The 12266-nt window shown below is 39.2% G+C and carries 13 protein-coding genes; 1 reads left to right on the top strand and 12 read right to left on the bottom strand.

Annotated features, from left to right (window positions below):
- The first annotated feature begins 13 nt into the window (after positions 1-13).
- Positions 14-2857 carry a M16 family metallopeptidase gene (locus JKG64_RS19860; RefSeq protein ID WP_210356016.1) on the top strand — a complete coding sequence of 948 codons (2844 nt, stop codon included), beginning with the start codon at positions 14-16 and terminating at the stop codon, positions 2855-2857.
- Positions 2858-3182: 325 nt separating this feature from the next.
- Here JKG64_RS19860 and JKG64_RS19855 read toward each other — a convergent pair whose 3' ends face one another.
- The 12 genes from JKG64_RS19855 to JKG64_RS19800 all read right to left on the bottom strand — a co-directional run bounded on the left by JKG64_RS19855 (position 3183) and on the right by JKG64_RS19800 (position 12177).
- A complete protein-coding gene (locus JKG64_RS19855; protein ID WP_210356015.1) occupies positions 3183-3845 on the bottom strand; it encodes a YoaK family protein in 663 nt (220 codons plus the stop codon).
- A gap of 144 nt (positions 3846-3989) precedes the next feature.
- Complete coding sequence (locus JKG64_RS19850) at positions 3990-4967, bottom strand: hypothetical protein (protein WP_210356014.1); 978 nt, start codon at positions 4965-4967, stop codon at positions 3990-3992.
- Between the two features lie 219 nt (positions 4968-5186).
- Positions 5187-5651, bottom strand: a complete 465-nt coding sequence (locus JKG64_RS19845; RefSeq protein ID WP_210356013.1) for a hypothetical protein — start codon at positions 5649-5651, stop codon at positions 5187-5189.
- Positions 5652-5666: 15 nt separating this feature from the next.
- Positions 5667-6038, bottom strand: a complete 372-nt coding sequence (locus JKG64_RS19840) for a hypothetical protein (protein WP_210356012.1) — start codon at positions 6036-6038, stop codon at positions 5667-5669.
- 101 nt (positions 6039-6139) lie between these two features.
- Positions 6140-6700 (bottom strand): isopentenyl-diphosphate Delta-isomerase, encoded by a 561-nt coding sequence (gene idi / locus JKG64_RS19835; protein WP_210356011.1) that lies wholly within the window; start codon positions 6698-6700, stop codon positions 6140-6142.
- Positions 6701-6748: 48 nt separating this feature from the next.
- On the bottom strand, positions 6749-7513 hold the full coding sequence (locus tag JKG64_RS19830; protein ID WP_210356010.1) for a hypothetical protein: 765 nt from the start codon (positions 7511-7513) through the stop codon (positions 6749-6751).
- Positions 7514-7562: 49 nt separating this feature from the next.
- On the bottom strand, positions 7563-8246 hold the full coding sequence (locus JKG64_RS19825) for a lycopene cyclase domain-containing protein (protein WP_210356009.1): 684 nt from the start codon (positions 8244-8246) through the stop codon (positions 7563-7565).
- Positions 8240-8701: a sterol desaturase family protein gene (locus JKG64_RS19820; protein WP_210356008.1), complete on the bottom strand. Its 462-nt coding sequence runs from the start codon at positions 8699-8701 to the stop codon at positions 8240-8242. The genes JKG64_RS19825 and JKG64_RS19820 overlap by 7 nt, the downstream gene beginning before the upstream one ends.
- A gap of 6 nt (positions 8702-8707) precedes the next feature.
- A complete protein-coding gene (locus JKG64_RS19815) occupies positions 8708-9166 on the bottom strand; it encodes an SRPBCC family protein (RefSeq protein WP_210356007.1) in 459 nt (152 codons plus the stop codon).
- Positions 9167-9209: 43 nt separating this feature from the next.
- A complete protein-coding gene (locus tag JKG64_RS19810) occupies positions 9210-10046 on the bottom strand; it encodes a phytoene/squalene synthase family protein (protein ID WP_210356006.1) in 837 nt (278 codons plus the stop codon).
- A gap of 5 nt (positions 10047-10051) precedes the next feature.
- Positions 10052-11518 carry a phytoene desaturase family protein gene (locus tag JKG64_RS19805; protein ID WP_210356005.1) on the bottom strand — a complete coding sequence of 489 codons (1467 nt, stop codon included), beginning with the start codon at positions 11516-11518 and terminating at the stop codon, positions 10052-10054.
- Entirely contained in the window at positions 11518-12177 is a 660-nt protein-coding gene (locus JKG64_RS19800) for a MarR family winged helix-turn-helix transcriptional regulator (RefSeq protein WP_210356004.1), read from the bottom strand. The genes JKG64_RS19805 and JKG64_RS19800 overlap by 1 nt, the downstream gene beginning before the upstream one ends.
- Between the last annotated feature and the right edge of the window lie 89 nt (positions 12178-12266).

Raw genomic sequence — 12266 nt, 5'->3', positions numbered from 1 at the left:
AGATTAGATAATAATGAATGTATACTATAGAGAGATAAAGGTCTTATGGATTATAGCCTTGCTATTTACACATCTAGCGGCCATGGCCCAAAAAGATGTAAATACAAAGGCTTATCAAAAAAAAGGGAGGGGCTTAGAGATACCACTGGACCCTAAGGTGAAAAAGGGAGTATTGCCCAATGGATTCGAGTACTATATACTCAAAAATGCAGAGCCCAAAGACCGGATGGTGATGTACCTTGCCAACAAGGTCGGGTCTATTCTAGAAACAGACAGACAACAGGGGCTGGCGCATTTCTTGGAGCATATGAATTTTAATGGCACCACGCATTTTCCAAAAAATGAGCTGGTTGACTATTTACAGCGCTCAGGAATACGGTTCGGTGCAGATCTAAACGCCTATACCGGATTTGACGAGACGGTGTACCAGCTTCCTCTTCCGAGCAATGATCCCGAATTATTGAAACAGGGGCTTATCATCATGAGAGACTGGGCTCATGGTGCCCTTCTGGAAGACGATGAAATTGATCAGGAAAGAGGCGTCATATTAGAAGAAAAAAGACAACGAGGAGGACTGTCTAGCCGACTTCAGGAGAAGACTTTTCCGATGTTGACCAATAATTCACGCTATGCTAACCGGTTGCCCATAGGGACAGAAGAGATATTGAAGAACTTCAAATACAGCGAAATCCGCGAGTTCTACAAAGATTGGTACAGGCCTGAGTTGCAGGCACTGATTATCGTTGGCGATATCGATGAGGTCGCTATAGAGAAGGAAGTCATCCGGTTATTTAGCGATCTTAAAAATCCCTCCAAGGCACCAAAACGCAATTACTACACTATAACACTGACCGGAAAGAACCAGTTCCTTACTTTTACGGACGAGGAAATAACCTCCACCAGCCTGCAGATCAGTTATAAAGTCCCTGCTTTTCGGGTTATGAAATCCACGGACTATAAGATTGCGCTTGAACGCGGCTTGTTTACGCAACTTTTGAATGCACGGTTGGGCGAGCTCACACGAAAGGCAAGTACCCCTTTTCTGTCGGCAGGATTCGGCAGTAGTGAATTGTTAGGAGGATTAGAAACCAATTCGATCAGTATCACGCCAAAACCAGGTAAACTGAAGGAGAGTATCTATGCTGTGTATGAGGCTTTTGAGCAAGTTCGCCAATACGGTTTTACAGACAACGAATTGCAACGCGCAAAGACGAATTACCGCACATCACTAGAGCGTAGTAAAGCGGAGGAAAGTAAAAAAAGATCACAGAGTTATATGGAGGAAATCCTTGCCTATTATCTAAAAGATCAGCCTGCGCCCGGCTTTGATTACATATTCCCCATTCTATTGAAAAATATAGAAACAGTATCACTACAGGATATACAAAGACATGCCGTTATGTATACAGACACCAAGAACAGGGATATGGTGTTGACGGCTCCTGAGAATAAAGCAAAGGAATTGCCCAATGAAAAACAACTGCTTGCTTGGATTGATGATGCGACCAAGGTACAACCTCAGTCTTATCAAGAGGATATTGTAGGAGAGGATCTAGTGGTTGATCTTCCAGCTCCAGCGAAGATTGTGGACAGAAGACAGAATGAAGGAGTTGGTTCTCGCACGATATTATTGGACAACGGAGTAAAAGTAGTCATGAAACCCACTGATTTCATGAACGACGAAATCCAGATTACTTCTTTTAGCCCAGGTGGATATTCACTGTATAATCTGGAAGACTTTCAGTCTGCGGTCAATGCAACCTCCATCGTCGGTTCTAGCGGATTAGGACCTTTTGATGCTTTGCAACTGTCCCGATATCTCAATGGTAAGAGTGTATCTGTATCGCCTTACATCAATGAAATCGGAGAAGGAATAAAAGCGAGTACAGTACAGAAGGATGTAAAGACAGCTTTCGAGCTGATTCATGCCTTCTTCTATCAGACACGATTAGACCGCGAGTTGATTGAAGCAAACCTAGAAAAATCCAAAATAGGATTAGAGAATCGTCTGAATAATGTTGGGACATTTTTCTCCGATTCCATAACCAGGGTATTGTATAATAATGATCCGAGAAAGACCGGACCGAGCGAAGAGAAAATCAAACAGATTAATCTTGATCGCGCATTAGAGATATTTAAGGACCGCTTTGCTGATGCCTCTGATTTTACCTTCGTGATTGTTGGTAATTTTAATCTTGATGAAATGGAGCAATATGCTGCTCAATATCTAGGTACATTGCCTAACCTTGGGAGGAAAGAGCAGTTTGTAGATAATGCGAGCTACCCCCCAGCAAAAGGGTTTGACTTGGATATCAGAAAAGGAAAGGAAGAAAAAGCAACAGTAGCAATGGCCTATTTGGGAGATTTTAACTATTCTGATCGAAATAGCATGCTTATGGAAGCATTATCCAGTTGTATCAATGTGAAGCTACTGCAACGTCTGAGGGAGAAGGAAAGTGGGGTTTATAGTATCAACGTTTCACCATCGGTTTCAAAGATACCGCGTGAGCGTTTTGGATTGAACATCTCCTTTACGACAGATCCACAGTTAGTAGCTAAACTTACCGAAGCTGCAGTCGATGAAATCGAAAAAATAAGAAAAGATGGCCCAGATCAAGTAGATGTTGATAAATTTATAGCAGAGAAGCTTCTGTCTAATCAACAGGCTCTTGTTCAGAATGGATTCTGGCTATCATATCTTTTGAGCACAGAAATTGATCAAAAAGATCCATTGCGTGTATTCTCAGCTGACGAGCGCTTAAAAAGTATCACAAAGAAAGAGCTGCAACAGCTGGCTGATCAGTACTTGTCTGCAGAGCGACTATTTAAGTTTGTGTTGTATCCAGAGGTTCCATAACTTCTGTCGAAAATGTAATTATAATCCCCTATCATTGCCAATGCGTGCAGAGGTAGGGGATTATTGTAAGTAAGATGTCTGTCTTACTACCATACAGGTAGGGCACTTTACTTATTACTGTTTCTAGACTATGGATTACACCCATCGGGTTTTTGGCTCGTACCCAATCAGTTGCCTTTCCGTTATAGGCTGTTTCTCTTTGTCTGCCATTTCGTGGAGATACTAAAATACAACCTCTAAGTTTTTGTCTTGGTTATCGAGTTTCTTTTTTTATTTGCTCAATTTCTAGCCACAATTTAGAATAAGAATGGAGGCTTGTCTAGTGTCAATGTGATAGCCTTCGTCTTAGGTGCACGTAGCTCAGCTTAAAATAGTCATAGGACATTGCTAGTATCAAACAGACTACTGCCACAAACAACGTTTTAAAGTGAAACTGTAAAGCGAGAAATCCGCCTAATACAGATCCAAAGAAAAATAATAAAATGATGACAAATTTTAAGTAAATATTCTGTTTGATTTTCCGTATGTTCTGATTGTTTCTTTTATGAAAAAGCAACAGTGAAAGCTCTATACCTAAATCTGTAAATAAACCTGTCAGGTGAGTCGTGCGTACTACTGAATTTGATATTTTGCTCACCAATGCATTCTGAGTTCCCATCGCGAATAGTAGGATAGAGGCTATCACATACGGATGGACGGTTGCATCTCCAAAAAATGCGACAAAGAGTAGGCATATTATTTCGATAGAAATTGGAAAGACATAGGAGCTTACAACCGATTTTCGAGAAAATAACTCGATTAATAAGCTAGAACAGAATGCACCCGCTAAGAATGCGGTGACATACAAGATGAAGGTAATGGCCACTGCATATTTGTTAAGTACTATATTCTCCGCAAAATATGCAAAGTGACCAGTGACATTTGTTGTCAAGATCTGAATCTGCATTACGCCACATACATTTACCAGGCCCGCGACAAATGAAAGCATCGAAGCTAGTCTTAGATTGTGTGTGTAATTCCTTCTTTTTCCTTTGTGACGAAACATTGTCTTAGAGCGATTACCGCTAAGGTAATGAATATATTACTAGTAGTCAGTAAGCCTAGAGACTGTCTTGAATAATATTTTAGTAAGCTATTTGTATTTTCTTTTCAGAAAAGATAGGGAAAGACCATAAAGCAAGACAAAAATTGGATAGGTAACCACATACAAGAATACATATCCGTGTTTGGAAGTATATCCCAAAATCCATTCTATCGCATCAAAGGATAGAAAAAATGCCGTGTAAAAAATAGCTGGGACAATGATGATTCCTAGCCAATAAATATATTTTCTACTTTTTGGATAGTTTGACATCAACTTTACATGTAGCAGAACCATGCCGATCAGTAGCAAAGAGGCAATGCCTATAGGGTGTAGCCATAATACTATTTTGCCTACTAGACTGGTTTTATGATTGATCACGATATCCAGATCGTTGTCCGTTGTATGTAAAGTCCACTTTGCTGTACCTGTCTCGTATTCAGGTTTTCCGAGATTAGATTCGGTGAGTTCAGCCAGGCCGTTCAGATGCAGGCGGACTTGTATCGGACCAAATGACTTCCAGAACTTTGACGGATAGAGCGAGTATTTAAGGCTATAGTTTCTTAAGAAGCCATAGGTGTCCGATCCAAGATCCGTTTCATATTCGATGTAAACTTCATTCTTGCCCTCCTGTAGTGGCGCATTAAAATAGATCAGATCGTCCAATCTGACGGCAATACCTTCGTTTTCTGCATAAGCTATGCTGTAGGATAAATCGTCGGTCGTTTCTTTTAGTTTTGAAATGAACGGGAACTTTGTGTAATTGAGTGGAGTGAGCTCTTGATTAGAAATTGTCTTGCCGTTTACCTTGATCCGGTGGCTAGGCGATCTGTATAGCGCCAAAAACAATAGGGGAAGCTGTACTTTGCCAGGCGATTGGATGGTGTAACGCACCTTAAATACAGCGTAAAGGTTGTTTTCAAGTGAGTCCTTTCTGATATCAATATCAATTACTTCATCCAGTACGCTATAATTGCCATTGCCATACATCGCCGCATTGCGGCTGCCTTCAAAATAAGGTTGTGCCATGTTTGCCTGGAGCATATATGGTATTAGGATGAACCAGGATAAACATAGTCCGTATATCGAATTTTTGAACGCGTCCATAGCGAATATTCTCCAAATCATTTTTCTAAAATAATCGGTTTTTTCAAATATTTTCTGAGCCGTTTACAATTCGTCGGTTAAAAATCAATAATCGTTTTCATCATGCAAGGATTGTTGATCGTAACGATAATTTAGCAGAACCTACATCTTTCCAAAAAGCTTATTGATATCCTTCTCGTTTAGTCTATGGCTTAACATCTTTTGATAAGGAGCGCTTTTATACGCGTGGCCTATTCTCAATACGCGTCCACCTATTACCCTGTCATAGTACAGAAAGAGGTAGGAGTCTCCTAGATCCATTTTGATAGGAAGCTCTGCTTTCTCCGTAAAGCCGTCCATGATGACGGTATAGAGATAGTCAAAATCTTGGCGGGTCTGAATCACAATTTCACCAAAGGCTATTTCATCCTTTTCTTCGGAGGCATTGCGGTAATATATTTTTTTCTGCCCATTTTTTAGTTCGAGACTACCTATCTCATATGTCGTATTCTTTCCGGATCGGTATATCTCATGCTCGACTTCTTCTACTATACGCAGTTGTCCATAGACAACCTGAATGGTACCAACTGCCAGTAGTAGTAATAGTATAAAATAATTTGACTTCATGATCGTGTTTTTTTTCTAATAGCTGTCGGTTTGTTGTGTTTTCCGCATGATGAATACGATACCGTCCAGTGCACCTGCATCGGTAGAGTGCGGATGTTGTTTTGCTATGGTCTCTACCAGTTCGAAGTTCTTTTCTGCCATATAGTTGAGTATCGCTGCGTGCGATTCTTTGTTGTATAGCTCGTCAGAGAGACGGTTTCCCTCTTCCTGCTGCTCGGGCTTGTCGCCGAGGTCAACATTTACCTTTAGCTTTTTTGATAGGAATTTATTGCTCACCGTCACGTAAGCATATGTAACCGATATTTTAGGGCTTGTTGCTTTTTGTTCCTGTGCCAGAGCGGTGAAACCAATCGTCGTCGTTAGGAGTATTAATAGTAGTCTTTTCATATCTTTTTACTTATGTTCGCTGTTGCCTTGTAATTCAACACAGCTGACACCCGGTCAATCTAAAGATACAAAGTTTTATCAGTTTTAGTTCAAGGTGCTTGCTAGCCCTTTGAAACACGTTCCTCTTCCAATAAATCTTTTTTGCATAACTGTATCTTTGAAAGCAGTGTCGGGAGAGCTGATTTAAACCAAACCGTATAATGCGATGGATTCTCAATTATGTCCAAAAGTATTGTATTTGTACCGATCCATTTATAGTCTTGAACTTCCTCTTGATTTGGGACGGGATCTTGGTTAGAATAACCGATAAAAATGTAATCCAATTCGTGTTCTGTCAGATTATTCTCGACAGGAGCACGATATATAAATGAAAATACAAATGATAGATCAGTACGCAGCCCCATTTCATAGTTCAGGCGTTCTATGGCGCTAGTGCGTACATCTTCTTCCCATTGGGGATGCGAACAACAAGTATTTGTCCATAGACCTCCGCCGTGATATTTATTTTTAGCTCTTTGCTGTAAGAGTAGTTCACCTTTATCGTTAAAAATAAAAACAGAGAAGGCCCGATGTAGCTTACCTTGCTGATGTGCGAGTATCTTCTCCATTTCTCCGGTAGCATTATCATTCCTGTCTACAAGCACAACTTTATTTCTTTCCATATATAAATTTTTAGAAAACGCTTTTGACCGCTGGTATCACTCTATTTTTTATTGGACTGATTTTCTGATAAAAGCATAGATAGCAATATTTAGAAATATGAATACCGCCAGACTTAATGCTGTAGCGGCAACAGCGTAGTTAACTTGTTGATTGGCCACCGCGATTGCAATGAACGCCCATACAGCAACTAGAGCAAATACAGGCATGTGTTGCTTCCATATCATATACAAGTGGACAGAAGCAGCAATAATGATCATCATTATTGTCCAGATAGGTTCTGAAATACCAAAGCCGTTCCATTCTACTTTTTTTAACCAAAAGGCAGTGTTGGCAATCAAAGCTACTGAAATCCAACCAGCATATAGTTGAAATGGCAATTGTAGAAGAAGCCATGTTTTCACGCTGCAATTTTTTACTTCGGTTTTTGTTTTTTGTATTATGATCAATAATGAGGCAAAAATTAAAAGCATTAAAATTATAGAAATGAAGGTATAGCCATACATCCATGTGACTACCCACAAGCTGTTGGCGACAGAGGATACAACAAACCACCATCCGATAGCTAAAACCACCTTTTCTTTCTGATTGGCCCTTTTCTTTCCAGGACTATAGTAAATCACAAAACCCGTCAATGCCAAATAAATAATACCCCAGATAGAAAAGGCATATCCTGCAGGTGTAAACAGCGTTTGATGTTTTGCCGATATACTCGCCATTGTTTCGCCGTTTAAAAATCCCAAGTTAGACAAATAACTAATAGAGACAGTGAGTAACAGAGCGGCAATATTTAATATTCCAAGACTTGTTTTCATAGCTTGTTAGTTTAAATGATTTATGATTTTCTAGTGCTGGTTTGCGTTTTTAGTCTCTTTTAAACCTTTTGAAAAAATATAAGATCAAAAGGAATTGGGTATAACCATATACAGCATCTTCGATCGGTATTGTGAGTATTCTTATTCCCAAGAAGTCGTCAGGATTGTAATTTACGATAGGAGATTCCAAGCCTGTTCCTGTCAGGACACCATTTACCGGAAAAAAACCTAACATCAAAATCGTAAAAACAAGAGAAGCTTTGGCAATCCAATCTGCTTTGACAATGAAATGGAGATATATTAAGGTTGCAATCGTAACTACAGCAGTGGTTAGGGTATAAATTCTGTCGTGATATAACAGAGCTATCACCGCGCATACAATTACACTCACAAAAATGATTAAATTATTAAATCCCGAGAGCCATTCTAATTTGAAAAACTTATCGAAACAGAAATAAGTGAATACACAGGAAAACGGGATAAAAATAAAGAATAGCCATTCTTCTATCGGTAATCCTGCAATCACTATTCCGAGCGTATAATCCGTATTAAACCACCAGACCCCTTTGGCCGTAAACCAGATATCCCATGTGATAAAAGGAATGGCTACCAGAACAGCCGCTTTCAAAAATGCACCGAAATGCAAATTAAAAAGTAATCTCCGATCAAAAGATGCGACAAAGCAAATGATGACCGTGAAAAATAATATCAATGCGTATGTATATGCTACCATTTTTTACGAGCATTTAAAACTATCTTGAAATATTTAAACGGCACATATAGAAATCCGAAACATTCACCTCCTTCTTTTCCCATATGCTTGTGATGTTGTTTGTGTGCCCTACGAAGCGCTAAGAAATAAGGGTTTGTGGTGCGTGCGAAATATTTAAGCCGTTGATGAATAAAAATATCGTGCACAAAAAAATAAGCCATTCCATACAGCATTATTCCCAGGCCTATATAAAAAAGATGATTGAAATGCTCTAATGAGCCAAAGTACATCAGCGCTATGGTGGGCAATGCAAATATCACGAAAAACAAGTCGTTTTTTTCCAGGTTGCCCGCAGTGGTATGGTCGTGGTGGTCTCTGTGCAGGCTCCAAAGAAAACCATGCATGATATATTTATGTATCAGCCAGGTTGCCCCTTCCATCAGCACAAATGTTGACAATACGATTAGTACATTCATCCAGAGTTATATTTTAAATTTTTGTTCTAATACTCGGTAGCGGAAATCAAAAATAGATTCCAGTTTATTTCTTACAAATGTCTGGTGTGCGATGGCCCCTAGTATCCCCCAGGGTAATTCATAATCTACCGTATCTTTCATCAGCACGCCATCTGCGTTGGGTATAAATTCGTGAAAATGGTTCCAATATTTATAAGGTCCTTTTTCTTGCAGATCGGTAAAACTTTTGAGGCTATCAACCTGTGTTATTCTTGTTCTCCATTTCAGAGGGATACCTAGTATCGGCGAGACCGTATAATCGATAATCATTCCTTCGTATATCGGCTCGTTCCTGAAGTCGGACAGCACTGTAAATCCCATATCATCCGGTGTGATTTTTGAGAGATTCATTGGCGATGAGAAGAAATCCCAGGCCGTTTGTATATCGCAGTGCAATTGTTGTTCTCTGTATAGTTGATGTTTCATTATCTTTTATCCAATAATAAATCAGTTCTTCCGAACGCCGACATCATAAAAAAGCAGTTTTGTACCTAAGGTAACTTATTAACGCTACATAAGCTTTTTCAGAATTGGGCACTCTCACCCTTTTATTTAATATGTCTATGGACGATTTTCTTTTTATTTTTTTGAATAAAGACAAGTAGTATTTATAAGCCAGGTACACCCCGAATATGGAAGAACTTGGTAACTTCTTTATTCCGGTCAGTGCCACTTTAAAGTCTTCTCCAATTTCTACTTCTATCTGCGATTTAACATTATTATCAAAAACCCTCATATCGATGTTCGGGAAGTAAGAGCGTCCTAGAATATGATAGTCATCTTTCAGATCCCTCAAAAAATTTATTTTTTGAAACGCAGCACCCAACTTCATGGCATAAGGTTTCAGCTCCTCATACTGTTGTTTGTTGCCCTCTGTAAATACCTTCAGACACATCAGTCCTACCACCTCCGCCGAACCAAAGATATACTCCTTATACCGATCAGAATTATAATCTATCTGCTGTAGATCCATTTCCATACTATGTAAGAATTGATCAATCAGACTTTTTTCGATAGCATATTTACGTACTGTTTCCTGAAACGCCTGCAAAATCGGATTCAGCGATATTTTTTCTGCTAGAGCGATATCTGTTTCCTTTTTCAATCGGTTCAGCAACTGTTTTTTATCATAACCGTGAAAGCTGTCTACGATTTCGTCCGCCAGCCTTACATAACCATAAATAGCATATACCGCTGTTCGGATCTTGGGGTTTAGAGCTAGGATCCCCAGAGAAAAGCTTGTACTGTATTTTTGCGTGGTTATCTTACTTACCGAGTAAGAGAGTTCATCAAATAGCTGTTTCATAGTACTCAGTTTTTGTTTATTTCGTTTGCTACAATTTTTCCTGATATAATCGACGGTGGTACGCCCGGTCCCGGAACAGTAATCTGGCCTGTGTAGAATAGATTTTTTAACTTTTTGTTTCTTATTTTAGGTTTTAGGACCGCCGTCTGTCCGAGCGTATTGGCCAATCCATAGGCATTACCACCATACGCATTGTAGTCAGATAGGAAATCACTGACGCAGTAGCTTTTTTTGTATTCAATTTTAGACCGCAGATTGCATAGCCCCGTAAGTCTTTCAATTCTTGAAAGCATTTCTGATAGGTATTTTTCTCTCATCGGCTCCTCATCATTTATGCCGGTGGCCAGCGGCATTAACAAAAACAGATTTTCTTTTCCTTTAGGAGCAACATTGCCATCCGTCTTAGAAGGGCAACAGGCGTAAAATAGTGGCTTCTCGGGCCATTTTTTATCTTTGTATATACAGTCTATATGTTCATCCAGTTCGTTTTCAAAAAAGAGCGTATGGTGTTTAAGATTTGGGATGGTTTCATTAATACCCAGATAGAAGATTAGGCTAGATGGTGCAAACATCTTTTTTTTCCAATAATTGTCATCATAGTTTCTATACTCCGGTTTCAAAAGAGTTTCCGTATGATGATAATCCGAAGACGCGATCACCGCATCGTATTCATGTTTTTGGCCATTTATAATCAAAGATTTTACTTCGCAGTCCTGCGCATTGATACTTTCGATAGTCTTGTTGAAGTAGAAGCTGGCTCCTTGTTTCTCGGCTATTTTTTTCATGGCCAATACCAATTCGTAAAACCCGCCCATCGGATAGTAAGTCCCCAGTGCATAGCCGCCATAGTTCATAAGACTATATAATGCAGGAATATTTTTAGGAGAGGCACCCAAGAAAATCACCGGAAATTCCATTAATGTTCTTAGTTTATCGCTTTTAAAATATCGGGATACGTAGGACCTGAAGTTCGTAAGTAAATCTAATCTTAGTGCACTTTTTGCTATCTGTATAGAAATAAATTCAGTCCAACTGTGGCATGGCTTATTCACAAAATCCTGCATTCCCACTTCATATTTAAATTTTGCCGAATGCATAAACTTTTCTAATTGCCGGCCTGCACCTTTTTCGATCTCTTCAAATACTATTTTTAGCTCTTCTATACTATCAGGAATATTAATTTTGTCCTCTGCAAAAATCATCTGAAATTGTGGGTTCAGGGGTACCAGCTCAAAAAAATCAGTCGTTTTATAACCGAAGTCGGCAAAGAAACCATCCATTATATCTGGCATCCAATACCAGCTTGGTCCCATATCAAAAATATATCCCTGTCCCGTAGTAAATTGTCTGGCTCTACCTCCAGGCCGGTCGTGCTTTTCAAAAACATGTACATCATGACCGGCTTTGGCCAGATATGCCGCCGCCGACAAACCCGAAAATCCTGCACCGATCACAGCTATTTTCTTTTTCATCAGCCGATATTTTTTAAGGCTTTGTCCAACAGATATTCTGGTTCTATATTTTTGTCATATATCATCCTATGAAAATCATTCAGCTTATTGAGTAGGCGGATCAATTCCATTTTTTCATTTGTGGTTAGGTCGCCTGTTACAATTTCAGTTGCTCTTCTGATTTTATCCATTTGGCCTTCCAGAGTCTGGATACCTTTTTGTGTAATTTTTAAGACCTTACTTCTTTTATCTGTTTTCGAATCAGCCTGCTCTACCCACCCTTTTCCGATCAGGCGGTTAATAACCTGCATTCCGACAGGTTTTTCGTGCACGTTCTTTTTTATAAGGTCCATTTTTTTTATTTCACCAAAAGCTTTGAGATTAATGAGGTAAATGAAATCTTCCTGCGAAGAAAAATCAGAACCGAAAATAGCCGATTTTGAATAGCTTTTAGCATAACGGTTCATATGTACGATCAGCGTGTTTATAACACTTTCGGGCGAGCGGCCCTTTTCTTTTCCTTCCCAATCTGGTTCAGCACTTAGGCTCTGGGGGTCGTAATTTGTTGAAATCCACTTTTTGAAATCTTCGACGGTTACTGTCGATTTGTTCAGACCAACGTTTTGATCTTCAAATTCCTCTACCAAATCCAGTATATCCTTAATAAAATCGTAATTCATTTCAGAGCATTTAAGTATACAAACATACTAATTAATTTATATATGGTATAATTTTATACTTATATTTTCTGTTGTTTCGTTTTAATGGT

The organism is Sphingobacterium tabacisoli (assembly GCF_017908035.1).
GTDB classification, from domain to species: Bacteria; Bacteroidota; Bacteroidia; order Sphingobacteriales; family Sphingobacteriaceae; genus Sphingobacterium; species Sphingobacterium tabacisoli.
The sequence above is the reverse complement of the archived record's forward strand: the minus strand, read 5'-3'. Positions and strand labels throughout refer to the sequence as shown.